Source organism: Lysobacter sp. Root690, assembly GCF_001427785.1.
Classification (GTDB): domain Bacteria; phylum Pseudomonadota; class Gammaproteobacteria; order Xanthomonadales; family Xanthomonadaceae; genus Lysobacter.
The window spans coordinates 242,884-268,148 of record NZ_LMHM01000016.1 but is presented as its reverse complement, the minus strand read 5'-3'; the positions used below and the strand labels follow the sequence as shown (position 1 = coordinate 268,148).

24 protein-coding genes are annotated in these 25,265 nt (G+C 66.2%); 6 read left to right on the top strand and 18 right to left on the bottom strand.

What is annotated here, in order from left to right:
• Positions 1 to 151 precede the first annotated feature (151 nt).
• From ASD86_RS18825 to ASD86_RS18805, 5 genes are all read right to left on the bottom strand, one after another.
• Positions 152 to 1,621 carry a wax ester/triacylglycerol synthase family O-acyltransferase gene (locus tag ASD86_RS18825; protein ID WP_056114135.1) on the bottom strand — a complete coding sequence of 490 codons (1,470 nt, stop codon included), beginning with the start codon at positions 1,619 to 1,621 and terminating at the stop codon, positions 152 to 154.
• A 145-nt stretch (positions 1,622 to 1,766) separates the two neighbouring features.
• Positions 1,767 to 3,197, bottom strand: a complete 1,431-nt coding sequence (locus ASD86_RS18820; RefSeq protein WP_056114132.1) for a deoxyribodipyrimidine photo-lyase — start codon at positions 3,195 to 3,197, stop codon at positions 1,767 to 1,769.
• Positions 3,198 to 3,386: 189 nt separating this feature from the next.
• Entirely contained in the window at positions 3,387 to 5,036 is a 1,650-nt protein-coding gene (locus tag ASD86_RS18815; protein WP_056114130.1) for a S8 family serine peptidase, read from the bottom strand.
• Positions 5,037 to 5,290: 254 nt separating this feature from the next.
• Entirely contained in the window at positions 5,291 to 6,382 is a 1,092-nt protein-coding gene (gene alr, locus ASD86_RS18810; protein ID WP_056114127.1) for an alanine racemase, read from the bottom strand.
• 190 nt (positions 6,383 to 6,572) lie between these two features.
• Positions 6,573 to 6,860, bottom strand: a complete 288-nt coding sequence (locus ASD86_RS18805) for a glycine zipper 2TM domain-containing protein (RefSeq protein WP_235567838.1) — start codon at positions 6,858 to 6,860, stop codon at positions 6,573 to 6,575.
• 658 nt (positions 6,861 to 7,518) lie between these two features.
• On the opposite strand from ASD86_RS18805, the gene ASD86_RS18800 reads away from it, so the two are divergent.
• The gene (locus ASD86_RS18800) at positions 7,519 to 8,973 is read left to right on the top strand and encodes an FAD-dependent oxidoreductase (RefSeq protein ID WP_056114120.1); all 1,455 of its coding nucleotides are present in this window, start codon (positions 7,519 to 7,521) and stop codon (positions 8,971 to 8,973) included.
• A 10-nt stretch (positions 8,974 to 8,983) separates the two neighbouring features.
• On the opposite strand, the gene ASD86_RS18795 is transcribed toward ASD86_RS18800, so the two are convergent.
• The 6 genes from ASD86_RS18795 to ASD86_RS18780 all read right to left on the bottom strand — a co-directional run bounded on the left by ASD86_RS18795 (position 8,984) and on the right by ASD86_RS18780 (position 14,286).
• Positions 8,984 to 9,832, bottom strand: coding sequence for a class I SAM-dependent methyltransferase (locus ASD86_RS18795; RefSeq protein ID WP_162253696.1), 849 nt, complete (start codon positions 9,830 to 9,832; stop codon positions 8,984 to 8,986).
• Between the two features lie 70 nt (positions 9,833 to 9,902).
• Positions 9,903 to 10,055 (bottom strand): hypothetical protein, encoded by a 153-nt coding sequence (locus tag ASD86_RS27480; protein WP_187313394.1) that lies wholly within the window; start codon positions 10,053 to 10,055, stop codon positions 9,903 to 9,905.
• A gap of 125 nt (positions 10,056 to 10,180) precedes the next feature.
• Positions 10,181 to 10,468: a hypothetical protein gene (locus tag ASD86_RS27475; RefSeq protein ID WP_200899834.1), complete on the bottom strand. Its 288-nt coding sequence runs from the start codon at positions 10,466 to 10,468 to the stop codon at positions 10,181 to 10,183.
• Complete coding sequence (locus tag ASD86_RS18790; RefSeq protein ID WP_200957266.1) at positions 10,453 to 11,616, bottom strand: HEXXH motif-containing putative peptide modification protein; 1,164 nt, start codon at positions 11,614 to 11,616, stop codon at positions 10,453 to 10,455. The genes ASD86_RS27475 and ASD86_RS18790 overlap by 16 nt, the downstream gene beginning before the upstream one ends.
• A complete protein-coding gene (locus ASD86_RS18785) occupies positions 11,613 to 13,130 on the bottom strand; it encodes a PqqD family protein (RefSeq protein WP_056114114.1) in 1,518 nt (505 codons plus the stop codon). Before ASD86_RS18785 ends, ASD86_RS18790 begins: the two co-directional genes overlap by 4 nt.
• A 412-nt stretch (positions 13,131 to 13,542) precedes the next feature.
• On the bottom strand, positions 13,543 to 14,286 hold the full coding sequence (locus tag ASD86_RS18780) for a hypothetical protein (RefSeq protein WP_157476842.1): 744 nt from the start codon (positions 14,284 to 14,286) through the stop codon (positions 13,543 to 13,545).
• Between the two features lie 150 nt (positions 14,287 to 14,436).
• Here ASD86_RS18780 and ASD86_RS18775 point away from each other — a divergent pair, with 150 nt between their 5' ends.
• Complete coding sequence (locus tag ASD86_RS18775; protein ID WP_157476841.1) at positions 14,437 to 14,643, top strand: hypothetical protein; 207 nt, start codon at positions 14,437 to 14,439, stop codon at positions 14,641 to 14,643.
• Between the two features lie 94 nt (positions 14,644 to 14,737).
• Here ASD86_RS18775 and ASD86_RS18770 read toward each other — a convergent pair whose 3' ends face one another.
• The 7 genes from ASD86_RS18770 to ASD86_RS18740 form a co-directional block, all read right to left on the bottom strand.
• On the bottom strand, positions 14,738 to 16,153 hold the full coding sequence (locus ASD86_RS18770) for a replicative DNA helicase (protein WP_056114106.1): 1,416 nt from the start codon (positions 16,151 to 16,153) through the stop codon (positions 14,738 to 14,740).
• A 359-nt stretch (positions 16,154 to 16,512) separates the two neighbouring features.
• Positions 16,513 to 16,965, bottom strand: coding sequence for a 50S ribosomal protein L9 (rplI, locus tag ASD86_RS18765; RefSeq protein ID WP_046656666.1), 453 nt, complete (start codon positions 16,963 to 16,965; stop codon positions 16,513 to 16,515).
• A gap of 202 nt (positions 16,966 to 17,167) precedes the next feature.
• Positions 17,168 to 17,398 carry a 30S ribosomal protein S18 gene (gene rpsR / locus ASD86_RS18760; RefSeq protein ID WP_031372470.1) on the bottom strand — a complete coding sequence of 77 codons (231 nt, stop codon included), beginning with the start codon at positions 17,396 to 17,398 and terminating at the stop codon, positions 17,168 to 17,170.
• A gap of 11 nt (positions 17,399 to 17,409) precedes the next feature.
• Positions 17,410 to 17,838, bottom strand: a complete 429-nt coding sequence (gene rpsF / locus ASD86_RS18755; RefSeq protein WP_056114103.1) for a 30S ribosomal protein S6 — start codon at positions 17,836 to 17,838, stop codon at positions 17,410 to 17,412.
• A gap of 397 nt (positions 17,839 to 18,235) precedes the next feature.
• Positions 18,236 to 20,041 (bottom strand): DUF885 domain-containing protein, encoded by a 1,806-nt coding sequence (locus ASD86_RS18750; protein ID WP_056114100.1) that lies wholly within the window; start codon positions 20,039 to 20,041, stop codon positions 18,236 to 18,238.
• A gap of 268 nt (positions 20,042 to 20,309) precedes the next feature.
• Complete coding sequence (locus ASD86_RS18745; protein ID WP_056114097.1) at positions 20,310 to 20,648, bottom strand: iron-sulfur cluster assembly accessory protein; 339 nt, start codon at positions 20,646 to 20,648, stop codon at positions 20,310 to 20,312.
• Between the two features lie 323 nt (positions 20,649 to 20,971).
• Positions 20,972 to 22,111: a DUF2891 domain-containing protein gene (locus tag ASD86_RS18740; protein ID WP_235567837.1), complete on the bottom strand. Its 1,140-nt coding sequence runs from the start codon at positions 22,109 to 22,111 to the stop codon at positions 20,972 to 20,974.
• A gap of 197 nt (positions 22,112 to 22,308) precedes the next feature.
• Between ASD86_RS18740 and asnS the strand changes: the two genes are divergently transcribed.
• From asnS to ASD86_RS18720, 4 genes are all read left to right on the top strand, one after another.
• On the top strand, positions 22,309 to 23,709 hold the full coding sequence (gene asnS, locus ASD86_RS18735; protein WP_056114093.1) for an asparagine--tRNA ligase: 1,401 nt from the start codon (positions 22,309 to 22,311) through the stop codon (positions 23,707 to 23,709).
• Positions 23,710 to 23,990: 281 nt separating this feature from the next.
• Positions 23,991 to 24,296, top strand: coding sequence for a hypothetical protein (locus ASD86_RS18730; RefSeq protein WP_056114090.1), 306 nt, complete (start codon positions 23,991 to 23,993; stop codon positions 24,294 to 24,296).
• Complete coding sequence (locus ASD86_RS18725) at positions 24,296 to 24,604, top strand: hypothetical protein (RefSeq protein ID WP_056114087.1); 309 nt, start codon at positions 24,296 to 24,298, stop codon at positions 24,602 to 24,604. The genes ASD86_RS18730 and ASD86_RS18725 overlap by 1 nt, the downstream gene beginning before the upstream one ends.
• Before the next feature lie 8 nt (positions 24,605 to 24,612).
• Positions 24,613 to 25,248 carry an FMN-binding negative transcriptional regulator gene (locus ASD86_RS18720; RefSeq protein WP_056114086.1) on the top strand — a complete coding sequence of 212 codons (636 nt, stop codon included), beginning with the start codon at positions 24,613 to 24,615 and terminating at the stop codon, positions 25,246 to 25,248.
• Positions 25,249 to 25,265 lie beyond the last annotated feature (17 nt).

Genomic DNA, 25,265 nt, shown 5'->3' with positions numbered 1-25,265 from the left:
TAGCAACGGCGTGGATCAACTGCGTCGTATGTCGCCACGTCCCGTACGCCCTGCCCGCACGCCTACACAGCGAGCCGACTTTTCAGTCGCCAAAGTCTGCTGGCGACACAGTCAGGGCGTCGCCGGCTGCCGTGAACCCTGCGTTGAAGCCTCAGGCGATCAACGCATCCGCAGCGTCGGCATCCAGGGTCACGTCCCAATTGCCCATCAGCGCCAAGTACAGCAGCTTGTCGAACTCGGCGCCGAAGCGGCTGATGACTTCGTCCGGATCCGGGATCAACTTGGCGTCGGCGATCAGGCCGAAATGGACCCGGCCGTTGTAACTCAGGATCGAGATGCCCACGCCGATCGAGCCGGTCTGCGGCACCCAGAACATCATCTCGTCCAGGCGGCTGCCGGCCATGTACAGCGGCTGCTGCGGACCGGGCACGTTGGTCGCCACCGCCGTCGCCTTGCGGCTGAACAGCTCCAGCGCCAGCCCCTGGACCTGCGCCGGTGCCATGCCGAGCGCGGCCAAAAGCCCAAATGCGACAATGGCTTGGCGAGAATTCTTGAGATTATTCATGCACTCGGCGACGCGTTCGACCCGGCGGATCGGATTGCTCTCGCCAACCGGCAGGTCCAGGAACACCAGGCCGAAGTGGTTGCCGAGCTTGCGCGCGTGTTCGAGCGGTCGCAGGTTGACCGGCACGGTCGCGCGCAGGGTCAGCCCGTCGACCTGATCGCCGCGTTCGATCATGTAGCTGCGCAGCGCGCCGGCCGCGGTCGCCATCAGCACGTCGTTGACCGTGCAATCGCAGGCGCGTCCAACCGCCTTGACCTCTTCCAGGTTCAGCGGCTCGGCCCAGGCCACGCGCTTGCTGACCCCGAGCTTGCCGCGCAGCATCGACGGCGGATCGTCCGACAGCGACAGCGCATGCAACAGCTCGCGCGCGATCTCGCCGCCCTCCTTCGCCAGCATCGCGGCCAGGGTCGGGTCGCGGTACATCTCCATGCCTTTTTCGATCGCGCGGCTGCCGAGCTTCATGTAGCGATCGACCGCGCCCACGCGCCGGGCCACGTCGGCGCCGTCCTGCTTGAGCCAGGCATGGGCCAGATCGCTGCCCTTGGCCGGTTGCGCGGTGGTATCGGTCAGCGACAACAGCACCTGCACCAGGGCGATGCCGTCGGCGTAGCTGTGGTGGATGCGCGCGACCAGCGCCGAACCGCCGTTGTAGCGTTCGACCAGATGGAACTGCCACAACGGCCGGCTGGCATCGAGCGGACTCGACGCGAGCTGGCTCACGAAACGCTCCAGCGCGCGCTTGCCGCCGCGCCCCGGCAACGCCGTGTGCTGGACATGCCAGTCCAGTTCGAAATCCTCGTCGGTCTGCCAGTACGCGCCGGCCGCGGTGTCGACGGCCTTCTGGCGGAAGCGCGAATAGGCGAGGAAACGTTGCTTGACCACGCGCTTGAGCGCATCGACCGACATCGGCTCGGCGAACATCAACACGCCGGTAATCATCATCGGATTGGTCGGACGTTCCATCCGCAGCCAGGCCGTATCGACCCGCGACATCGCTTCGCGGCGCGCGCGCTTGCGCGATGGTGCTTCCGAACCGGCGTTTTCTGCAGTGGCCATGCGCCCTCCCAAGCGAGTCCAGCGAGTGAATCACGCGCTCGTGAGCGACGTCAACGCGAACAGCCGGGATTCGGGATTGGAGATTAGGGATTCGCAAAAGCCGACGCCGCGCAACCCGCTTTTGCCAATCCCGAATCCCGAATCCCTAATCCCGCATCTTGCGATACGCCGCCAACGCCGCATCGCGCCCGGCCGCCAGATCGACCAGCGGTTGCGGCGGATAGTCGGGGGCCACGCGCTGCAGAGTGCGCGGTTCGCGCCACGGCGCATGCCGCAACGGCGCGGGCAATGGCGCCAGTTCCGGCACCCAGCGCGCGATGTAGTCGCCGTCGGGGTCGAACTTCTCGGCCTGGGTCACCGGGTTGAACACACGGAAGTACGGCGCGGCGTCGGCGCCGGTGCCGGCCACCCACTGCCAACCGAGGGTATTGCTGGCGAGGTCGGCATCGACCAGGGTGTCCCAGAACCAGCGCGCGCCATGGCGCCAGTGATAGCGCAGGTGCTTGGTCAGATAACTGGCGACGATCATGCGCACGCGGTTGTGCATCCAGCCGGTGGCCCACAACTCGCGCAGGCCGGCGTCGACGATCGGCACGCCGGTGCGGCCTTGCTGCCAGGCTTCGAGCTTCGGCTCCGACACCTTCGCCCAATCGAAATCGATGAAGCGCGGGTTGAAGTTCTGTTCCGGCGTGTCCGGAAAATGATGCAGCAGGTGATGGGCGAATTCGCGCCAGCCCAGTTCGCGCACCGCCGAGTCGACATCGCCGGCATTGGCCGCGGTGCGGTGCTCGCGCAGTACCGCGGCCGCGCGCCACGGCGCGATCTCGCCGAAATGCAGGTGCGGCGACAGGCGCGAGGTGCCGACCCGGTCGGGCCGGTCGCGTTGTTCGCCGTAACCGCGCAAGGCGCCGTCGACGAATACCTCGAGCGCGGCATGCGCGCCGGCTTCGCCGGGTGTCCACTCTTCCCAGAACCCATCGGCCCAATCGCGCCGCGGCGACAGGCGCAGCGCCGCCAGCGGCACGCCTTCGGGCCCTTCGCGGGTGCTCGGCAGCGAAGCCGGCGGGTCCCACAGCGGTTCGTCCTTCCAGTTCGCCAGCGCGCTGCGCCAGAACGGGGTGAACACCTTGAATGGGCCGCCTTGCTTGGTGCGCAAGGTCCACGGTTCGAACATCAGCGCGCTGTTGAAGCTTTCGACCTCCAGGTCCATGCGCCGCAGCGCCTGCTTGATCCTGGTGTCGCGCTTTTCGATGTAGGGCTCGTAGCGGCGGTTCCAGAACACCGCCTTGGCGTCGGTCGCGAGGACCAGCGATTGCAGCGTGGCCAGGCTCGGGCCGAAGAAACGGCGCAGGTGCGAGCCGCGTTCGCGCAGGTCGCGATCGAGTGCATCGAGCGAGCGATGGCGCCAGGCATCGGAGGCGGCGCCGGGGCGCCAGCTGCCGTGCTCGTCGGGCGCATGGATGTAGATCGGAACCGGGATATAGCCCGCGTCCAGCGCGGCGCGCAGGGCCGGGTTGTCGCACAGGCGCAGGTCGTTGCGGAACCAGACCAAGGCGATGGCGTTGGTATCGGGCATCGCGACGACCGTGATGGAAGAGACCGGCAGTATGCCGTGTCGTCGGCGCGCGTGGTCGGGACGCGCTATCGCGGCGGTGTGGGCGCGGGTCCGGGTCGCGCGCGGATGCAGCGGGCCCTCGCCCGCCCCGCCCCCTCGCCGAACCCCTCTCCCCGTGATGGGAGAGGGGCTGAAGCTGCGACGGGTCGGTTACTGCGACTGCAACTCGGCGATCGCGGCCGGGATCCGCACCAGCCCCCAGCCGGTGTTGTTGTCGCGGCCCGCCGCGTCGATGTCGAGCGCGGTGGTTTCCAGCGCCTCGAGCACCTGCTGCGCGGTCGCGGCCGGCTTGCTGCTCCACACCACAGCGGCGGCGCCGGCCACGTGCGGGGTCGCCATCGAAGTGCCGCTCTTGTTCTCGTAGGCGACGTTGCTGACCGACGGGGTGGCGTCGACGGTGGCGGTCTGCCCGGCCAGGCTGGCGATGATGGTCTCGCCGTCAACCTTGCTGATGCCGACCGCCGGCAGGGTGTTGGTCACCGGCTGCGGCGGCGTGGCGGTGTTGTAGAACCCGGCCAGCAAGGGGCCGTCGACGTTGTTGTAGATCACCATGGCCAGGCCGCCGCCGGTTTTGACCCGGGTGACCTTGTCGTTGAAGGTGTTGGTGCCGCGCTGACACAGCACGACCTTGTTGCGCCACGCCGACGAAGAAGCCGTGCACAGGCCGCCGTTGACCCAGCCCGCGCTGGCGGTGGTCTGCTTGGAGCCGGAGATCGGATTGGCGGCGAACTGGCTGTTGCCGACGACCAGCGGGTCGTTGGCCAGCGGCGTGGTGCTGAAGGTGTCCACGCCCGGGCCGGACAGTTCGACCTCGGCATTGAACTGCGAGAAGCTGGCCTTGACGTTGTTCTGATCGACCGCGGCCACCGACACCACGCTCGGATAGGACGCCGGATAGCTCAGGGTCGCGTTGCCGTCGTTGCCGGCCGCGGCGATGCTGAGCACGCCGTTGTTGGCCAGGGTCTGGAACGCGTTGCGTTCGGTGGTGGAGCTGTTCGCCCCGCCCAGGCTCATGTTGATGACCTTGGCGCCGGCGCTGGCGCAGCGCTGCGCCGCGTCGACCAGGGTCGAGCTGTAAGTCCACGAGCACTGGCCGTGGCCGCTGCCGTTGTAGCCGTTGCTGCCGAAGATCTTGACGATGTGCAGCGACACCTTGCCCGGGCTGACGCCGACCACGCCGGTGGCGTTGTTGGCCGCGGCGATGGTGCCGGCGACATGGGTGCCGTGGCCGCAGGTGTCGGTGTTCCAGCCGGTCGGGTAACCGGTCAGGGCGACGCCGGCGAAATCCTCGTGGGTGGAATTGATGCCCGAGTCGATCACGCAGACCTTGATGCCGGCGCCGCTCGCCGCGCCCGCGTCGATCACGCCGTCGCGGTTGACGTCCCACGCGTCGCGCGCCTGGACCTGGTCGATGCCGTAGGGAACGCTCTGCGCCATCGGATATCGCGGGTAGTCGATCTCGACCGATTCGACATCGGGATTGGCGCGCAAGGCCTTGATCGCGTCGGCCGACGGCAGGGTCAGCACCGCAGCATTGAGCTTGTCGAACTGGAAGTTCACCGCCGCATCGCCGGCCTTCAAGGCGGCCAGCTTGCCGCGCAATGCGCTCACCCGCTGCTGCAGGCTGAGCGGAACCGCGCCCGCGCTCTTGCCCAGGGCGCCGGCCGCGGTGGTGTTGTTCTGCTTGAACTTGACCCACACGCGGTTCGGATTGGGCTGTTCCTGCGCCATCGAAGTCGCCGACGACACCATCGCGGCCAGACCCAGGCCCAACGCGCATACCAACTTGCTCTGCTTCATCGATCCCCCTGCTTGCAACCATGGGCCGGACTCCGGGCGGAGCGGCCGCCGGCGCGCATCGCGCGCCCGACATGGGTGCAAACGGGCCGATGGATGAGCACCCCTACCCAGAAATCGCCTTTTCAGACCAATCCGAGCATCACGAGGCACAAAAGACGGACCTGATGCACAGAACACGCATGCATTGCAGGTATCGACCCGGCTGGTTCGCTGCAGGCCGAACACGGATGCAGTGACCGCAGCGTCCGGCCGGCTCAGCTCTCGACGAAACGGACCCGTCGGGTGATCGAACAGGTCAGCTCGTACCCGATCGTGCCGCTGACCTGGGCGATGCGTTCGACCGGCAGCTCCGGCCCCCACAGCACCACCGGGTCGCCGACCTTGGCCTGCGGAATGCCGCGCAGGTCGATGGTCATCAGGTCCATCGAGACCCGGCCGATGACCTGGGTGTCGTGCCCGGCCACGCGCACCGGCGTGCCCGAGGGCGCGGCGCGCGGGTAGCCGTCGCCGTAACCGATCGCGGCCACGCCGATCAGCATGTCTTCTGGGCATTCCCAGGTCGCCGCATAGCCGACGCGTTCGCCCTTGCGGACCGCGTTGACCGCGATCAGGCGGGTCGACAGGGTCATCGCCGGGCGCAGGCCGAAGTCCTCGCCGTTGCGGCCTTCGACCGCGCTGATGCCGTACAGCAGGCCGCCCGGACGGATCCAGTCGGCATGCGCGTCCGGCCAGCCGAGCACCGCGGCCGAATTGGCCAGCGAGCGCGCGCCGCTCAGGCCATCGATCGCGGCGGCGAATTCGCGCTGCTGTTCGCGAGTCTGGCGGTTGCCCGGCGAGTCGCCGTCGAATTCGTCGGAGCTGGCGAAATGGTTCATCAGCACGATGCCGTCGGCGACGCTGGCCGCCGCGCTCAGCCGCGCGTGCGCTTCGTGCAAGTGTTCGGGCGCGAAGCCGAGCCGGTGCATGCCGGTGTCGACCTTGAGCCAGCAGCGGATCGGATCGCCGTCGGCGGCCTGTTCCAGCATCTCGACCTGGCTGATGTGGTGGACCACGGTTTCGACCCCGAGCCGGCGCAGTTGCGGCAGATCGTCGGCTTCGTCGAAACCCGACAGCAGCACGATCGGCTGCGACAGCCCGGCCGCGCGCAGGCGGTCGGCGTCGGACAATGAGGCCACGCCGAAGGCGTCGGCGCCTTCGAGCGCGCGCGCGACGCGTTCGAGCCCGTGGCCGTAGCCGTCGGCCTTGACCACCGCCATCACCCGGCTGTGGGGGGCGAGCGCGCGGGCCTGGGCGAGGTTGTGACGCAGGGCGTCGGTGTGAATGAGTGCGGAAGTCGGTCGTGCCATGGCGCACATTCTAGCGAGACGGCTTCGCGCGCCGATGAGGCGAATGTGAAGTGCCGGGATTGGGGATTCGAGATTTGGGATTCGGCAAAGCCGACGCCACTAGGCCAGTCCGCGATCCTTCCCCCATAACGAAATCGGGACCGGCTTGCGCCGATCCCGAATCGCGAATCGCGAATCTCAAATCCCGGCTTCAATCACACCGGCGCTCGATCACGGTCTCGGTCTTGTTCTGCTGGTTTTCCTGGATCTTGCGACCGGCGAACGCACCGCCGACCGCGCCGGCCGCGGTGGCCAGCTTCTTGCCGTTGCCGCCACCGACCTGATTGCCGAGCAGACCACCCGCGACCGCGCCGATCGCGGTGCCGGCGATCTTGTGCTGGTCCTTGACCTGCTTGGGACGCTGCACTTCGACGTCGTAGCAACGCGGCGTCTTCGACTTGGAGGACTTGCTCTGCGCGGTAGCGGCGCCGGTCACCATGACGCAGGACATCAGCGCGGCGGCGATCACGGATTTCAGTTGGGTGTTCATGGACTCACCGATTGGGTTATGGGCAACGGTCACCATGCGCCGCGGCTCGTCACGAGAACGTCAAACCCCGTGTGGGGCGCCGCGGGCATTGCCGAGCGATCAGGCTAGTCCGCTACAGCTGAACGGGCGCATGTGCGCGCCAGCGGTCGCGAAATCGGCGAGGTGGAGCGTGCGCGGAGTCAAGGATCGCGGGGATCGGCGGCGAATTGGCGGCGTTGGAACTGTCTCGCGGCCGCATCGATGCGCGAAGGCGCGGGCTGATTGCGCGGAGCCTTTGCACGACGCACTTTCGTGATCAATCGACGTTGCACAGCGACGCGGACCACGGCATCCGCGCTGCGATGGAAGTGGATAGTGTCTGCAACTCTGTTCGGTATTCGTCAACCTGCACTTACTGATCGGGAGCGGCGGGCCGAGGCCGCTGTCGGCGTTTGCCGCTCGCCTTGTCACAGGTGAGACAAGTCCCCTCGCCCACGTACGCACCCGAGCATCGCGGCCCGAGCGCCGTCCGAACGCAGTCCGCATTCTGCGCAATCGGTCGCTCACATCGGCGTGAACACACCCGCATTATGGAAGGCCCGATAACGGCCAGCTCGATGGAGCGAACATGTCGACTTATGACGTCGTAGTAGCAGGCAACGGAGTGCTCGGCATGGCGACCGCGCGCGCCTTGCAATTGCGCGACCCGCGCTTGCGTGTGGCGGTGATCGGCCCGATCGGGCGCGGCGGCGCGGCCTCGGCGGCCGCGGGCGCGATGATGGGCTGCTACGGCGAAGTCACCGCGCAATTGCTGCGCACCGATGCGGGCCGGGCCAAGCTGGCGAAAGGCAAGCTCGCGACGCGGCATTGGCCGGACTGGCTGGATGGCATCAACGTCGAACTGGCCGAAACCGAGCGGGTATCGATGACGCCGGGCACGGTGGTCTTCAGCAACGCCAAGTCCGGCACCATCGAAGACGAAAACTATGCCGCCATCCAGCAGGCCCTGCGCGAAAGCGGCGAGGCCTGGGAAGAACTCGATCCCAACCGCATCCCCGGCCTGAACCCGGCGGAGGATTGCCGCCCCTCGCGCGCACTGTTCCTGCCCGGCGAAGGCTCGATCGACGCCGCCAGGCTGCTGCAGGCGATGACCACGCTGATCGAGCGCTCGGCGAACTTGAGTTTCGTCGACGCCACGGTGAAGGCGCTCGACATTCAGGGCGGTCAGATCAAGGGCGTGCGGCTTCAAGACGACAGCGTGGTGTCGGCCCCGCAGGTGGTGCTGGCGGCCGGCGTGTGGACCCAGACGATTCTCGACGCGCACCCCGATCTGGCGCGGCGCATCCCGCGCCTGTTCTCCGGCGGCGGAACCTCGCTGGTGCTGGAAACCGCGACGGCGACCGCGCAGCAACACGTATTGCGCACGCCCAACCGCGCCTTCGCCTGCGGACTGCACGCGGTGCCGCGCGGCGGCCGCCAGCTCTATATCGGCGCGACCAATACCTTGTTCGCGCAACCGATGCTGCGGACCTCGCCCGCCGATATGTTCTTCCTGCTCGAATGCGCGCTGGATCAGCTCGATCAGGACCTGTGCGCGGCGCAGCTCGTGACTTGGCAAGCGGGCAATCGGCCGGTCGCGATCGACACCTGTCCGCTGATCGGTCCGACCTCGGTCGAGGGTCTGTGGCTGCTGACCGGCACCTACCGCGACGGCCTGTTCCTGTCGCCGTTACTCGCCCAGCACATGGCCGACCGCGTCTGCGGCGGAGCGGGACTGTTCGAAGAAACCTTCCGGCCCGAGCGCAAGCCGATCCGCCTGTACACCCAGGAGCAGGCCCGCGCCGAAGCGCTCAAGCACTACCTCGCGATGGGCTCGGAACACGGTATCCGTTTGCCGCGGGTCGGCTGGCATCAGGCTTTTCCGCGTTTCTACGAGCAGATGCTCAATGGCCTGTACGAGGACCTGGGCGAGGACGAATATGTGTTGCCGCCGGAGCTGCTGGCGATCGTCGCCAGCGATCGCGCGAGGATGGTCCCGTTTTTCCGCGACTATTACGCGCAGGTTCGTCAGACCTGGGCCTGACAACACCTCGTCATTCCAGCAGCGACTCGGCTTGCGCATCGGCTGGAGCGAAACCCGGCCGATGGAACCACGCAGCGTAGCTGTTTTTCCATTCGCGGAAATATGCGCTGTCGAGTTTGGGCGCGATCGTCGCCGATCGCTTGTCCACCGGCACTCGCTGCGCATAGCCCAGGGTCGCCATCGCCTGCTCGATAAGCCGATCGCCGAGCACCAGCGAGAAACCGCAGTCGGGACGTTGGTTGTAGCGGTAATTGCAGCTGTTGATCATGTGCGGCACCACCACCCGCAGCTCGTCGACCCCATGGTTCAAGGTGTCGATCAGGATCCGCTGCGGCGCGAGATGGGCCATCGCCTCGAGCAACAGGAACGGATGCGCGGAGTGATACAGCACGCCCGCGCAGACCACCACATCGAAGCGATGCGGTTCGATCCGCCACAGCTCGTGGTGCATATCGCCTTCGACGACCTCCACACGATCACCGAATTTCCCGCGCAGATGGGCGACGCAGCGCGGGTTGTTTTCCAGGGCGGTGACAGAAGCGGCGTAGCCGAGGATCGATTCGGTCAGCCCGCCGGTATGCGCGCCGAGTTCCAGTACCGACTTGCCGCGCAACCATGCCGCGCAGTCGTCGATCAGATGCCGGCGCCGCACCGGCGTCGCGTGGGCGTGATCCGACTGTTCCAGCACGATCGCGAACCGCGAATGCCACTGCGCGGCCGGGGCGCTGCCGTCGCAGTCGGACTCGCCGTCCAGCCAAGCGTAGTCGATCGTTGCGTCCGAGCATCGCACTACCACGACGGCCTTGTCGCTGTCGTTCAAGGGGCGCCATATCTCGCCCACGGTCGGCGGAGCGCTCAAATCGCCAGTCCTTGCAAGCAGAAGAAAACCTGCCGCACTCGTGGTTGCGAGCGCGGCAGATCCCCGTTACCTAGGAACTCGCCGCCTGGGTCGGCGCAACGCTGTACGGAGGCCACCAGCGACGTTCATCGGCGGAGCCGGTGGTCACTTCCGATTCTTCTAGAGTCTTCTTGTTGCTCAGGAGGCTCTTCAGCGTCTCCAGGCAAGTTGATTCATTGTTCATGAACTATCTCCTCTGTGGTGGAAGTACTGCTTGCTTTGCTACGGTCGCGACATCCGTGTCGGCTGACTCCCCTGCTCCATGACTGTTCTGCTGCATGACTGTTCTGCTTCAGGCCGGCTCGTCCGTCACGCAGGCGCGGCTTCGATCAGCCGGCTGCCCAGCAACGATTCGAGTCCGCGCTGCGCCTGTCGGCGCGCGCCGTCTTCGTTCAACTTGTCGCCGGCGAGTTCGGCATAGCCGCGCTCCACTTGCTCGACCGTGCGGCCGTCGCACAGCTCGAACACCAGCCAGGTGTTGAGACCGAGCCAGTGGATCTTTCCCGACTGCGGCGAGAACACCATCAGGCAATCGGCCTGCGGCACCGGACGCGAGCGCAATCCACTCGCCTTGCGCACCGTCAATTCGTCGCGCATAGAGCCTCCGGCGCCTCGCTGAACACCGCCTCGTCGACCGGGTCGAGCGAGCTCTTGAGCCACCCCACGAAGTCGATCCCGCCGGCCGACAGCAGCGGCGACCACTGCGTCTGCAACATGTGGCCCAGATAGCGGGCGCGGTCGATGGAGCGGCCGTACTGCGCGGCGGTGTCGTTGTTGACCACCGACATCGCATGCGGCCGGATCACGTACGCCGACGGATCGCCGAACAGCTCGAAGCTGCGCTTGTCCGCGCACAGCGCCGCGGCCTTGAACAAGGACAGGTGCACGTAGACGTGATAGGCGAAGATCGCCCGCACGATCGACCAACGCACGTTGCGCCACGGCACCTGGATGGTTTCCTCCGGAGCCTTTGCCAGCGAGACCGAACGCGCCGCATCGAACAGCTTCATGTGCAGGCCTTCGTGCAGCAGGCAGCCGGCGATGTCCCAGGGGTTGCCGAGTTGCTCGAGCGAAATGAACACGGTCGACGGCGTCAGATCGCCGCCCGCGGCGGACAGCACGATGCCGCCCTCGAGCTGCGCATCCAGCAGCGCGATGGCGCCGACATGACGCAGCGCCGCGGCGCCGGCGTTCGGCAACAGCATCGACAACAGCGCGATCGCGTCCTGCACCTTGGATTGCGCGACGGCATCGGGATTGAGCAAGGTGCCGCGGTTGGCCGGGCTGGCCGAGAAAATGCCGTCGAACGCGGTCTGCAACTGCGCTGCGTATGGATCGGAACTGCCGGCGATCGCCCACATCCAATGGCGTTCGTCCGAACTCAGATCCCAACGCGCCAGCATATGCGACTGGCACAGGCCCGACGGCAACGCGGCGATCGCCTTCGGCAACAGATCTTCGAGCCGATGCGGCGATGCCAGTTGCCCGGTTTCCAACTCGGTGAAGGCATCTTCGGTCGCCAGACGAACCAGCGGATCGAAGAAGATGCGCCGCACGTCGGCGTCGGGCATCGTGTCCAGGCGCTCAAGCGTCGCCGCGACCCCGGGCAAGCGCTCGGCGAACAGTTCCGCGCCGAACCGATAGCGCGCGTACACCTTGGCCAGGATCCGATTGGAATCGCCGAAGTTCGGATGCTCGGACAGGATCCGATCGGCGGTGGCGACGACCTTCGCGGTCGTGCTCATGCCGCCCTGCCTTCACGCACCGTCGTCGCGTCGTCGATCGCTACGTCGTCGATCGGCACGATCATGCCGCTGGCGACAAGATGCTCCAGCATCGGTTCGATCTTCTGCCAGGCGCGATCCTCGGCGACGCCGGTGATCTGCGCATAGGCCTGGGCCAGGTCGCGCTCGTTGCGGCCGTCGCACAACTCGAACATCAGCCAAGCGGCGGTGTTGAGCTTGCGGATCTGCGGCTGTTCGATCACCGACGCGAACAGGATGCCGTGCTCTTTCAGCGGGCGCAGATGCAGCTTGGGATTCTTCGTGTAGCGGATCGTCGGTGCCGGCGCGGTAGCGGCCTGCGCCTCGCCTGCGGCCCGCGCCTCGTCGGGCCGTTCGATACGCATGTCGACCATCGGACCGATCGCTTCACACAACCAATCGACCATGCGGCGCGCGGCCGGGGTCAGGTACGACGCCCAGGTGGTCCTGAACTGCTCGCCCAGGTAGATCATGCGCTGATGGCCGCGCGAGAACGGCGTGGTCGCGGCGGTGTTGACCACCGACATCGCATGCGGACGCGTGTTGGCCAGATACGATTCCGGTGCGCCGTAGTCCGCGTAGTACCGCGGCCCCAGTTGTTCGACCGCGGTGCGGAACACCTGCAGATGCACGTAGGCGTGAAATGCGAACAGGCAATTCGATACCGTGATCTCCCGGCCCCACGGCAAGGTCACCATCGCCTCGTCGACGACCGCCGCGCTGGTGCGCACCATGTCCGACAATTTCAGATGCACCGCTTCGTGCATGATGTGAACGGCCGTGTCCCAGGGATTGGCCAGCTCCTCCGGCGCGATGAAGATCATGCATGGCGTGGAATCGCCGCCGGAGGCGGTGAGCATCGGCCCGCGTTCGTTGCGCATGTGCGCGATCACGGCCGAATGCAGGTGCGAGAACACGCTGTGCGCGACCTGCGGTGCCAGCGCCTGCAGCAAGTTGCAGGCGCGGTCGAGTTGCCGAACCATTTCCGGCGTCGGCCGGATGATCTGCGCCTCGCAATGCCCGCCGGGCATGAACCCCAGTCGTAGCGCCTCACGCAGCGCATCGGCCACCGGTTCGGATCCATCGGCAAGGTCCCAGACCCAGATCCGCCTGCCGTCGATCTCCGGCCCAACCTGAAAATCGCGTTCCATCGCGCCCGCGGACAGGCTTCTGGTTCCGTCTGCGATGGCCAGGCTGCGCTCCAGGCACCACACCAGACGTTGCGTGTCCTGAGTCGCCGAAGCATCGGTTTCCAGGCATTCGATGGCCGCTTCGAGTTCGGCCCGGACCAACAGATCGCCGAGGATCTTGTTAGCGAGCGGCTGATCCCATTGCTCGACCTGCGGCAACAAGGCCTGCAGTTTCGCGTCGTTCCGCGCGAGCACCGCCAGGGCGAATTTATAGCGTTCGATATTGAGCGCGATGATCTGTCGCGAATTTCCGAATTCTTCGTGAGCCTGCAGATTGGCGTCGACTTGCTCGATCAGATCTTTCATCTCAAGACCCTGTCCTTGCGCATCCAGCGTTCGAGTCGGAATGGCGAGCGCGGCGACGGATGCCGATGGATCGCTGCGCGGCCTTCATCTACTTGCTTGGCTTATAACAAGAACGCGTCACGCGCATAGGCGACGCCGATCGCAAAGCAACAAGGTCGTGCGTCGCATCGCCGATATGCGACATTCGACCGAGTGCGTCATGCGCGATTCAGCGAGAAAAACGCGATACAACGCGCAAAATCACACAATGATGCATTGCGCCACGCGCATGTTCGGCCGAGGCGAGTGCCAGTTCATCGTCGCGATTGCGCGACGCAGACGGAGACGATGGCCAGCGAGCGCCGAGAAAACCTAGGTGAATTCGCGCTGGAGACGGCAACGCGTCATCGCCGCGTGCATCGACATGAACCCGTCATTCCTCGAAGCAATACTCGAAATTCTGTTGCTCCATCGGCAGCGCGTTGAATTTCTTCACGAAGGATTCCGGCTTGAGCAAGAATCCTTCGAAACGCGCCTGACCACTGGAAACCGCATACGCCAGGGCGTCGTAGAGACTGTCGTCGCCACCGAGAAACAACTGGCGCCGCGCGGCTTTTTCCGCCTTCTCCACCGCGCGTTGCAGCTCGCGCCGCTTGCGCACGGCGGTGCGCAGCAGTCGGTTTACGTCCTGCAGCCGATAGCATTCGCGCAGGACCGATCTGACCGTGTCGGCGTAGTCGGCGTCCTGAGCGAATTTCGGCCAGTTCAGCGCCGCGACCACCGCCCAGAAATCCTTGGGGTCGGTCTTTTGCAGGCGCGACCGCAGCGTTTTCGCCCTCGGATGCGAATGCGGCGAAGCCTCCGCCAGCGGGCTGCTTTTCTTGAGCAGGCCGAGCACATCCTGTTCGGACAGGGAAAACACCAGGCGCGGGCCCAATTCGCGCACGATCAGGCGATAGACGCCTTTCTTCGACCCGGCCTGGCGCAGGCCGAAGATCCGGCCCTTGATGAGAGACTCGTTCCGGCCACGCGCATTCTCCAGGCGGTGAATCGCCTTGGCGTTGTAGACGCGCCATTCGTAAGCGGCATTGTCGACGATCGTCATGCGCTCAGCATCCGCGGCGGCCCGGCCTTGGGCACTCGCCGAATGATCCATGTTTCCGCGGCGTGGCGCCAATCCCGACAGCGGCCCGGCCGAGGACTCGGCCGCGGCGAGGCATTGCGATAAAGTCCGCGCGAGCCGAACGAAGGACGCGGCCGTGTCTCATCCGAACCTGTCTACCTCAACGCGCCAGCGCATCGATGCACTGCGCCCAGGCATCGCTTGGTGCTGCTCACGAATGGGGCGCCGGCCACATTGCGCTGCGGTCTTTCGCTCAGGCTGTGCGGGTTGCTCGACGATATCGGCCTGGACCATGCGCAGGTTGATGCCGGCGCCGATCTCAAGCTAGGCCGCGGCAGCGAGCGCCGACGCGAGTGGCTAGCGATTCCGCGGCTATATCTCGACGGCAATATCTCGCCAGCGGCGACCTGATCGAGAATGGCCAACGCCGGCGAACTTCACACCGCCCTGGGCCTGCCCGCGCCGCTCAGCGCGGCGCAGGTGTGCGACTCGAACCAACTCGCCGCTATTCGAAACTGCCGATCGAATCGTGGGCGAGATTGTCGAAGCGGGTGTATTCGCCGAAGAACTTGAGCTTGAGCGAACCGGTCGGGCCGGAACGCTGCTTGCCGATGATGACCTCGGCCAGACCTTTGTCGGGCGAGGTTTCCTTGTTGTAGTAATCGTCGCGGTAAATGAACACGATCACGTCGGCGTCCTGCTCGATGGCGCCCGATTCACGCAAGTCGGCCATCACCGGGCGCTTGTCGGCGCGTTGTTCCAAGGATCGGTTGAGCTGCGACAGCGCGATCACCGGCAGGTTGAGTTCCTTGGCCAGATGCTTGAGCGAGCGCGAGATCTCGGAGATTTCGGTCGCGCGGTTTTCGTTGTTGCCCGGCACCGACATCAGCTGCAGGTAGTCGATCACGATCAGTCCCAGGTCGTGCTCGCGCTTGAGCCGGCGCGACTTGGCGCGCAGCACTTCCGGCGACAGGCCCGGGGTGTCGTCGATGAAGATCTTGGCTTCGCGCAATTGCCGGATCGCGCCGGTGACGCGGCTCCAATCCTCGTCCTCGAGCTGGCCCGAGCGCAGGCGCTGCGCGTTGACCCGGCCAACCGAGGAGATCAGACGCAGCGCGAGCTGGCTGGCCGACATTTCCATCGAGAACACCGCGACTGCTTTCTTGGTCCGGAACGCGGCGTGCTCGGCGATGTTCAACGCAAACGCGGTCTTGCCCATCGCCGGACGCGCGGCCAGGATCAGCAGGTCGGTGTTCTGCAGACCGGCGGTCATCTCGTCGAATTCAGTGTAGCCGGTCGGAATGCCGGTGACCGAGCCGCCGTTGGCGTAGCGCGTCTGCAGCACATCGAAGGCTTCCGACAACGCCTTGGTGACCGGGGTGAAATCGGTGCGCCCGCGCGAGCCGGCTTCGGCGATCGCGAACACCTGCTGCTCGGCCTTGGCCAGGATCTCGCCGCTGTCGCGGCCATCGGGTTGAAAACCGTCGTTGACGATCTCGGTGCCGACTTCGATCAGCTTGCGCATCACCGCCTTGTCGCGAACGATCTCGGCGTAGGCGGTGATGTTGGCGGCCGACGGCGTGGTGCTGGCCAGTTCGATCAGATAGGCGCCGCCGGCGACCTCTTCGACCAGGCCCTGCGATTCGAACCACTCGCCCAGGGTCACCGCGTCGAACGGCCGGCTCTTTTCCGCCAGTTCGCGGATGGCGCGGTAGATCAGCTGGTGATCGCGGCGATAAAAATCTTCCTCGACGATCTGGTCGGCGACGCGGTCGTAGGCGTCGGGCGCGAGCATCAGCCCGCCAAGCACGGCCTGCTCGGCCTCGATCGACTGCGGCGGCACGCGCAACTGGTCGATGCGCTGCTCGGCGCGGGTCTCGAAACGTTTTTCGCCGCGGAATCCGGAACTACGTGCGCTCATCGGGGATGACGATCCTCGTCGTTCGGCCGTCTGCACAGCCAATCGAGCCAATCAAGGCCCAGGGATTCGGTGGCGTGCGGCCTGTCCCCGGCCGGCGCGGGCAGCGCCGGACGGCAAATCGGTACCGGACGCACAGGGTAGTCGCGTTGCGCTGCCATGCGTTGCATACAGAACTGTGGCCAAGCTGTGGATAACAGGTGGGCAGTTATGCGCATCGTTATGCCAGGCCTGGGTCTCAGTGCATGAGACTTCATTGCCGGGCGATCGTCCGAAGCGCGAATGTCCGCCCACCGCGCGATCGCCACAAAAACGAAAGGCGCCTTGCGGCGCCTCTCGTAAGTACCGCGATCAGGCTGCGATCAGGCGACTTCGCCGGCGACCGTGACCTTGACCGTGACTTCGACGTCGGCGTGCAGGTGGATCAGCACGTCGTATTCGCCGGTGCGGCGGATCGGGCCTTCGCCCATGATCACTTCCGACTTGTTGACCGGGAAGCCGGCCTTGGTCAGCGCCTCGGCGATGTCGCGCGGGGTCACCGAACCGTACAGCTTGCCTTCGGTCGCGGCGTTGGCGTGGACCGTGACGGCCGCGCCTTCCAGCTGCGCCTTGCGGCCTTCGGCACCGTCGAGCTGCGACTTGGCCTTGGCTTCGTACTCGGCGCGACGGGTTTCGAAATCGGCCAGGTTCGAGGCGGTGGCCGGAACGGCCTTGCCCTGCGGCACGAGGAAGTTACGGCCGTAACCCGGCTTGACGTTGACCTTGTCGCCGAGCTTGCCGAGGTTGGTGACGTTCTGCAGGAGGATCAATTGCATGGTCTTGCTCCGTGTTCGTTAGCGGGCCTTTAGGTCCGCAGCGGGATTCGCTGTCCGAAGAGCTGGAATCGATGAGTCGCGCTGGGGGTGTATGGCGGGACGCGATGCAGAGCGTCGCGACCTTGGCCCTCACCCCTGCCCTCTCCCGCGGGCGGGAGAGGGAGACAAAGAGTTCGTCCGTTTAGCGGACGAACTGCTTGTTTCAGGCGTTGTGGTTGTCGGTGTACGGGATCAGCGCGAGGAAACGCGCGCGCTTGACCGCCGTGGCCAGCTGGCGCTGGTACTTCGACTTGGTGCCGGTGACGCGGCTCGGCACGATCTTGCCGGTCTCGGTCAGGTACTGGCGCAGGGTGTTGAGATCCTTGTAGTCGATCTCTTTGACGCCTTCGGCGGTGAACTTGCAGAACTTGCGGCGACGGAAAAATTTGGACATGGGATCGATCCTCAGGCGGCTTCGGCGTTGTCTTCGGCGCTGTCGGCGGTGCCGACTGCGTTGTCGCTGTCGTCGTCACGACGACGGCGCTCACCGCGCTCGGGCTTGTCGCCCTTCTCGTCCTTGAACTTCATGATCAGCGACTGCTCGGTGTCGGCATCGTCGCGCTTCATGACCAAGTGACGCAGGATCGCATCGTTGAAACGGAAACCGTCGACCAGCTCGTTGAGCACGGCCTGGGTGACTTCGATGTTCAGCAGGACGTAGTGAGCCTTGACCAGGTTCTCGATCGGGTACGCCAGCTGGCGGCGGCCCCAGTCTTCGAGACGGTGGATCTTGCCTTCACCGGTTTCGATCAGCGACTTGTAGCGCTCGATCATGGCCGGCACCTGCTCGCTCTGGTCCGGATGGACCAGGAACACGACTTCGTAATGACGCATGGTGTGATTCCTTGTGGATGATGGATCGCCAACGGCGAACCCGTCGGCAACCCGGTTCAGCCCCCCGACGTCCGGTAGCGGATGCGGTGGAGCAAGGTCCCAGGAGGTCAGTGGCCTCTTGGGAGCCGCGTATTATGGCGGTGTTTGCCGGCTGGGAGCAAATCGTGGCTTGGCGCGGGCGCAGGCAGCCCCGTAAGCGGGTCCGTTTGACGGAGCAACGATGCCGGTTTGGGCGAAGACTCCGTTCCGTCGCGCAATCCTATGCGACTGATGACTTAGTCGCGATCCGTACCGGCCCGGCGACTCGATACCAACGTCTCAAGACCAGCTGCGACATCGCCTCGCACGAGCGACGGAACCGATCCGCCGCTCGCGCGATGCGATTCGTGGACGCCGATCAGCGCCCGGCTTTCTTGCTGACGATCCACTCGTCGATGTGCTTTTCCAGCACGCTGAGGGGCACCGAACCGGTCGAGAGCACTTCGTCGTTGAAGTCGCGCACGTCGAAGCCCTCGCCCAGCGCCCGCTGCGAGCGCTCGCGCAGTTCGGAGATCTTGAGCTGGCCGATCTTGTAGGCCAGCGCCTGACCCGGGGTACCGATGTACCGGTCGATTTCGTTGACGATGTCCTGCTCGGTCTTGGGCGCGTTGTCGGTGAAATACGCGATCGCCTTGTCGCGGCTCCAGCCCTTGGCATGCATGCCGGTGTCGACCACCAGCCGCACCGCGCGCCACATGTCGTAAGCCAGCTGGCCCATGCGGTCGTACGGGTCGTCGTACAAGCCCATGTCGTAACCGAGACGTTCGGCGTACAGGCCCCAGCCTTCGCCGTAAGCAACGAAATAGCCGGTGCGGCGGAACATCGGCGCGTCCGGCAGCTCCAGCCCGCGGGCGAACTGGAAATGGTGGCCGGGTACCGCTTCGTGCAGCGACAGCGGGATCATTTCCCAGGTCGGCCGCACTTCGGGCTTGTACAGATTGACGTAGTAGAAACCGGCCCGGCTTCCATCGACCGCGCCGGGTTGGTAGTACGCGGTGGTGGTGTCGGGCGCGACGTTGTCGGGGATCGGGCGCACGCCGTAGGGCTGGCGCGGGATGATCTTCGACACTTTCACCAGTTCCGGGTCGATGCGCTTGGCGGTGGCCTGGTAAGCCTCCAGCAGCTCGGCCGGGGTCTTGTGGTAGAACTTGGGATCGCTGCGCAGGTAGGTGAAGAATTCGCTTAGGCTGCCCTTGAACCCGACTTCGGTCTTGATCTTTTCCATGTCGGCGCGGATGCGCGCGACTTCCTTCAGACCGATCTGGTGGATCGCATCGGCGCTCAGGTCGGTGGTGGTGTAGTACGCGGCGAGGAAGTCGTAATAGGCCTTGCCGTCGGGCAGATCGCTGACCGCGATGCTGGTGACGGTGTGCGGCAGATAGTCCTTGTCGAAGAATTCGCCGAAGCGGCGATACGCGGGCACCAAGGTGTCGGCGATGACTTTTTTCGCTTCGGTCTGCAAGGCGGCGCGATCGGCGGCGGCGATGCTGTCGGGGAAACGGTTGAACGGTTTGTAGAACGGGCTCTGAGTCGGATCGGCGACCACCTGCTTGGCGATCTGCGCCGGCACGCGTTGCATCAACACGCGCGGCGGAGTGATGCCGGCCTTGACGCCCTCGCGCATCAGCGCCTGGTTTTGCTCGATCACCGCGGGCAAGGCGCGCATGCGCGCGAGCCAGTCGCGGTAGTCCTTGACCTGATCGAACTGCAGCACCTCGACCATGCCGTCGGCGCTCTGCACGCCGCCGGCCTGCCCGACCGGCGACAGGTATTCGCGGAATTTCTGCCGCTCGATGCTTCGCTCCAGGTCCCAGGCGAACACGTCGTAATTGAGCTGATCGGCGACCGACAGGTCGCCGCGGTCGATGGCCTTGAGTTTGGCCAGCGCGTCGCGATCGGCCTGGTTGCGCGCTTGAATCGCGGTCAGGCTGTAATCGGCCCAGCGGTCGTTGAAGCGCTTGTCGCCGTTGTAGCTGGCGTTTTCCGGGCTCTCGCGCAGGCCGCGTTCCCATTCGGCATCGAACAGGGCGTGCAGCGCCAACGCGCTGGGTTTGCGCGCGACCGGGCCGGCGGTGGTGGTCGATGCGGGCGCGGCGAAGGTGACGGGCGATGCGGCCAGCACCACGGCGGCGATCGCCGTGGCGAGCAGGACGGGACGGAGCATGCGGAATTCCCCTCGGAGTCAGCGTCCGAGTCTAGCCCGGTGGCGCGGGGGCGCCGCATGGCGAAAGTTGGGCTGGGTGCGGGGTGGCCTGCGGCGGCCGTTGCGTATCCGACTGCAAGAGCTGCGCGAGCTGCGACTGCGAATTCACGCGGGCCGGTGCGGGTTTCGATCAGGCGGGTTGGATCGCGGTCGCGGCTTGCGCCGCTGATGCAGGGGCGACGGCGCGGCGGTTTGACTCAGGTCGCTGCGTTTTACGCGGGCCGATGGATCAGGCCGCGTCGGCCTGAGTGGTGAAGCTCTCGCCGCAGCCGCATTCGGCGGTGGCGTTGGGGTTCTGGAACACGAACATCTCGCCCAGGCCCTGCTTGAGGAAATCGATGCGGGTGCCTTCGACCAGCGGCAGGCTGATCGGGTCGACGTAGATGCGCACGCCGTCCTGTTCGAACACGGTGTCGCCTTCGCGCTGTTCGCGGGCGAGGTCGGCGGTGTGCTGCCAGCCCGAGCAGCCGGTGCGGGTCACGCCGAAACGCAGGCCCAGGGCGGTCGGCGTTTCCGTCAGGAAGTGCTGGACGCGGGCAAGCGCGGCGGGAGCGAGGGTCACGGACATGGCGGTACTCGTAGGGTTGGCATGGGCGGCGCGACAACCGGTGGCGCTGAGCGGCTGGCCGACCGATCGATTCTCGATCAGATCGCATCCGCCGCGATGGTCTCGCGCATGCCCATGCGGGACATGCATTAATCAGACGATGCCGGAATGGTAGCAGCCCGGCATCCACGGGCTGTACCCGATATGGCGGCATGCGTCGCGGGTTCAAGGCGTGGCCAGATCTGCATGGCTGGCCGCGGGCGGTCGCGCCGGCTTCAGCCTGCCCTGCGCCGCTCCGTGCGCCGATTCCACAGGAACGGTCGGATCGGCCGCCCCGCCCCCATTCAGTCCCCGCGACCGCCCGCCGCGCCCGCCGCCGCTGCCGGCACCTCCGGCGGCGCCAGCAGATAGGTCGCAAAGCTGCCCAGCCAATGCGCGCCAGCGTAATGGGTGTCGCCGACCGCGATCAGGCCGAGCTTGCGATGCTCGGTCGCGGCCGCACGCAAGGCCGGGATCCGGCGGTCGCCCGGGGCCAGCCCGCGGGCGATGCCTTCCAGCATCCAGGCACGGCTGAGGTTGAGGCCGTCGAGATGGGCCAGCTTGCCGTCGGCCGGGTCCAGGACCAGTCCCGGCGTCAGCCAGTCGCTGCGGCTGCGGCGCGGGATCTGCGGCAGGAAGGTCTTGAGCCAGCGCGAGAATTCCTCCGGTGCCAGCACTCGCCGCATCAGGTCGGCCTCGGCCAGGCACGGCGACAGGAAGTCCTGGCCGGACGGCTCGTAGGCCAGCGGGCAATTGCGGTCGGCCAGGTAGTAGTAGCGCGAACGGGCGATCAGCGCATCGCGCAGAACCTGATCGCCGCTGACCCGGGTCCAGTCCAGGGCCAGCCCGAACGCGAACGCAGTCTGGCTGTGTTCGCCGACCCGGATCGGCTTGGTCAGCTTGGGCAGCCAGCGCAGCAGGCGGCCGGCGGCCTCGCGTTCCAGCGGCTCCAGCGCCGCCGCCCATTGCCGCGCCTGCGGGTCGTCCCAGCCGCGCAGTTGCGCGCCCAGTTGCAGCAGCCAGGCCAGGCCGTAGGGCCGTTCGAAACTGTCGTCGTCGCGGCGGCGCAGATAGGCCAGCTCGCCGGCGATGTTCTGCGCGGTCAGGTTGCGCGCCAGCGCCTCGCGCGCGGGCGCCGCGAACGCCGCCTGCGGGAAGCGCTGGGCCAGGCGCGCCAGCAGCCAATGGCCATGGACCGAGGAATGCCAGTCGTAGCAACCGTAGAACGCCGGATACAGCTGGCTCGGCGCCTGCACGTCGCGCGCGTTGTCCAGGCGGTGGGCGATCTTGTTCGGGTATTCGCGACCGACGCAGCTCAGCGCCAATCCGGCGAAATGGGCCGCGTGGGCTTCGTCGAGCACCACATCCGGCGCCGGCGCCGGGATCGGCAGGGCCTTGGGCACGGCCTCCTGCTGCTGCGCGATGGCCGCGCCCGTCCACATCACTACTGCCAAGATCAGGCTGCGTCGCAAGGTCGCACCCCACCCGTTCGCCCACGTCCGACCTGCCCCGCCCTTGCCCATGCCGCGTCCCCGCCCGTGATCGACTGCGCAGTCTACGATCGCGCGCGCCGGCGCGCTTCGCCGGAATCATCCGTTATGATCGCCGTCCCTCACACGCAACGCGCTCAAGGCGGCACGACATGACGGTGGTAAGCGTCGAACAGGCACTCGCGGGCAAGATCCCGGCGGGCGGCGAGGTCACGGTACGCGGCTGGGTACGCACCCGGCGCGATTCCAAGGCCGGACTGAGCTTCGTCAATGTAAGCGACGGCTCCTGCTTCGCGCCGATCCAGGTGGTCGCGCCCAATTCGCTGGCCAATTACGACAGCGAGATCAAGCATCTCACCGCCGGCTGCGCGGTGGTCGCCACCGGCAAGTTGGTGGCCTCGCAGGGCCAGGGCCAGGCGTTCGAAATCCAGGCCGAAACCTTCGAGGTGGTCGGCTGGGTCGAAGACCCGGAAACCTACCCCATCCAACCCAAGGCGCATTCGCTGGAATTCCTGCGCGAAGTCGCCCACCTGCGCCCGCGCACCAACCTGTTCGGCGCGGTCACCCGCATCCGCAACTCGCTGGCCCAGGCGACGCACCGCTTCTTCCACGAGAACGGCTACTTCTGGATCAGCACGCCGATCATCACCACCTCCGACGCCGAAGGCGCCGGACAGATGTTCCGCGTGTCGACCCTGGACCTGGCCAACCTGCCGCGCGACAAGGCCGGCGCGGTGGATTTCTCGCGCGACTTCTTCGGCAAGGAAACCTTCCTGACCGTGTCGGGCCAGCTCAACGCCGAGGCCTACGCGCTGGCGATGAGCAAGGTCTACACCTTCGGCCCGACCTTCCGCGCCGAGAACAGCAACACCACGCGCCATCTGGCCGAGTTCTGGATGATCGAGCCGGAGGTCGCGTTCAACGACCTGGCCGCCAACGCGCAACTGGCCGAGGATTTCCTCAAGTACCTGTTCCGCGCGGTGCTCGCCGAGCGCGCCGACGATCTGGCGTTCATCGCCGAGCGCGTCGAACCGACCGCGCTCACGCGTCTGGAAGCGTTCGTCAACGCGCCGTTCGAACGCATCGACTATACCGATGCGATCGCGCTGCTGCAGAAGTCCGGGCAGAAGTTCGAGTTCCCGGTCGAATGGGGCCTGGACCTGCAGACCGAGCACGAGCGCTGGCTGACCGAGCAGCACGTAGGCCGCCCGGTGGTGGTGACCAACTACCCCGAGCATTTTAAGGCCTTCTACATGCGCCTGAACGACGACGGCAAGACCGTCGCGGCGATGGACGTGCTCGCTCCGGGCATCGGCGAGATCATCGGCGGCAGCCAGCGCGAAGAACGCCTGGACATACTCGACGCGCGCATGGCCCAGTTCGGCCTGGACCCGACCCATTACGGCTGGTACCGCGATTTCCGCCGCTATGGCACGGTCCCGCACGCCGGCTTCGGCCTGGGCTTCGAGCGTCTGGTGGTGTACGTGTGCGGGCTGAGCAATATCCGCGATGCGATCGCGTATCCGCGCGCGCCGGGGAATGCGGAGTTTTGATTGGAGAGGCGCGCTGACATTGATCCGTCGTGCGCCTGCTTTTGCTTTCACTTTGGCTCGTCATTTGCTTTTGCTCGTCATTCCCGCGAAGGCGGGAATCCAGAGACTTCAGAGTCATGCCTGGGTGATGCTTTGGATGTTCGGCAGCGCCGAAGTAAAGCGGAGCCCGCCTTCGCGGGAATGACGGCCCAAAAGAATGACGGTCTGAAATAACGCGGCGATTGCGAAGCAACGCGGCCTTCCCTAGTAGCCGCTTCGCCCCGCCCATGAGGTAAAACAGCGTGATCCTGTTCCTGGCCCTGACCTTCGTAGGCATCGCGATATCGGCCTTCTGCGCGTTCGCGATCTTCTGGCCGCTGGCGCTGGTGCATCTGCGCGATCGCCATCCGCCGCTGCGGCACGCGCTCGGCGACGCGGCCTTCGTCAATCCGTCGGCATGGAGCTGGCTGCTGCGCCAGCGTTACCGCGCCGCCAGCGATCGCAATCTCGACGGCCTGGCCACGCCGGCGCGGGTCTCGTTGCTAATCGTTTTCGTGTCGCTGGCCTGCGCCGGCGTGTTGTGGATCCTGTCTGCGGTGGTGGCGTGATGAGCGAATATTCCGACGAGAGCTGGTGGCTGGCGACCTTGGGCCGGACCGTGGTGTGGGCGCGGCTGCGCGTGCGCGAGGCCGGTACCGCCGAGGTCTTCGACAGCGACGGCAAGATCCTGCCCTACGACAGCGAAGACACCGCGCGCGCGGCGTTGATGGACGCCGAGTTCGTCGAGCTCAACGGCCTGGACGACGAGGATGCGCAGGCGCGCGGTTTCGCCCTGGCCGAGTTGACGCCGCCGCGGGCCGGCGACGATGCCGCGCTGGCGCCGCTGATGATCCAGAAACTGCCGCAATCGCACTGAGCCCGGCCATGTACCTGCCGCGCGCCTTCGCCGAAACCGACCTGGGCGCGCTCGATCGCCTCGCCGAGCAGTACGACTTCGGCACCTTGATCACGGTGCGCGGCGAACTGCCGACGGTAAGCCATCTGCCGCTGCTGTACCGCCGCGGCGGCGACCAAGTCGAACTGCGTGGCCACTGGGCACGGCCGAACCCGCAGGCGCGGCACGCCGGCCCGGCCCTGGCGATCCTGCAAGGCCCTCAGGCCTATATCTCGCCGGGTTGGTACCCCGACAAGGAAACCGCGGCGCGGGTACCGACCTGGAACTACGCGATCGCGCATCTGCACGGCCAACTGGAAACCTTCGACGACGAGGCCGGACTGGCCCAGGTCGTCGACGATCTGAGCGTGCGCCACGAAACCCGCATCGGCAGCGACTGGCGCTTCGAAGTCGAGCGCGAGGAATTGCGCCGGCAACTGCGCGGCATCGTCGGCTTTCGCTTCCGGGTCGAGCGCATCGAACTCAAGTTCAAGCTCAGCCAGAACCATCCCCTGGCCAATCGCGAAAACGTCGCCGCGCAGTTGCAGGCACAGGATCGCGACGACAGCCGCGCGGTCGCCGCGTTGATGCGTGAACGCATGCGGAACACCGTCGCGGACGATTGACCGCGCATCATCTTCCA

Excerpts from the sequence above, each read along its gene's own strand:
- ASD86_RS18820 (WP_056114132.1), bottom strand. The coding sequence starts at position 3,197 with ATGCCCGATACCAACGCCATCGCCTTGGTCTGGTTCCGCAACGACCTG.
- ASD86_RS18745 (WP_056114097.1), bottom strand. The coding sequence starts at position 20,648 with ATGTCCGTGACCCTCGCTCCCGCCGCGCTTGCCCGCGTCCAGCACTTC.
- rpsR (WP_031372470.1), bottom strand. The coding sequence starts at position 17,398 with ATGTCCAAATTTTTCCGTCGCCGCAAGTTCTGCAAGTTCACCGCCGAA.
- ASD86_RS18805 (WP_235567838.1), bottom strand. The coding sequence starts at position 6,860 with ATGGTGACCGGCGCCGCTACCGCGCAGAGCAAGTCCTCCAAGTCGAAG.
- ASD86_RS18790 (WP_200957266.1), bottom strand. The coding sequence starts at position 11,616 with ATGAGCACGACCGCGAAGGTCGTCGCCACCGCCGATCGGATCCTGTCC.
- rpsF (WP_056114103.1), bottom strand. The coding sequence starts at position 17,838 with ATGCGTCATTACGAAGTCGTGTTCCTGGTCCATCCGGACCAGAGCGAG.
- asnS (WP_056114093.1), top strand. The coding sequence starts at position 22,309 with ATGACGGTGGTAAGCGTCGAACAGGCACTCGCGGGCAAGATCCCGGCG.
- ASD86_RS18750 (WP_056114100.1), bottom strand. The coding sequence starts at position 20,041 with ATGCTCCGTCCCGTCCTGCTCGCCACGGCGATCGCCGCCGTGGTGCTG.
- alr (WP_056114127.1), bottom strand. The coding sequence starts at position 6,382 with ATGGCACGACCGACTTCCGCACTCATTCACACCGACGCCCTGCGTCAC.
- rplI (WP_046656666.1), bottom strand. The coding sequence starts at position 16,965 with ATGCAATTGATCCTCCTGCAGAACGTCACCAACCTCGGCAAGCTCGGC.
- ASD86_RS18725 (WP_056114087.1), top strand. The coding sequence starts at position 24,296 with ATGAGCGAATATTCCGACGAGAGCTGGTGGCTGGCGACCTTGGGCCGG.
- ASD86_RS18800 (WP_056114120.1), top strand. The coding sequence starts at position 7,519 with ATGTCGACTTATGACGTCGTAGTAGCAGGCAACGGAGTGCTCGGCATG.
- ASD86_RS27480 (WP_187313394.1), bottom strand. The coding sequence starts at position 10,055 with ATGAACAATGAATCAACTTGCCTGGAGACGCTGAAGAGCCTCCTGAGC.
- ASD86_RS18770 (WP_056114106.1), bottom strand. The coding sequence starts at position 16,153 with ATGAGCGCACGTAGTTCCGGATTCCGCGGCGAAAAACGTTTCGAGACC.
- ASD86_RS18720 (WP_056114086.1), top strand. The coding sequence starts at position 24,613 with ATGTACCTGCCGCGCGCCTTCGCCGAAACCGACCTGGGCGCGCTCGAT.
- ASD86_RS18785 (WP_056114114.1), bottom strand. The coding sequence starts at position 13,130 with ATGAAAGATCTGATCGAGCAAGTCGACGCCAATCTGCAGGCTCACGAA.
- ASD86_RS27475 (WP_200899834.1), bottom strand. The coding sequence starts at position 10,468 with ATGCGCGACGAATTGACGGTGCGCAAGGCGAGTGGATTGCGCTCGCGT.
- ASD86_RS18825 (WP_056114135.1), bottom strand. The coding sequence starts at position 1,621 with ATGGCCACTGCAGAAAACGCCGGTTCGGAAGCACCATCGCGCAAGCGC.
- ASD86_RS18815 (WP_056114130.1), bottom strand. The coding sequence starts at position 5,036 with ATGAAGCAGAGCAAGTTGGTATGCGCGTTGGGCCTGGGTCTGGCCGCG.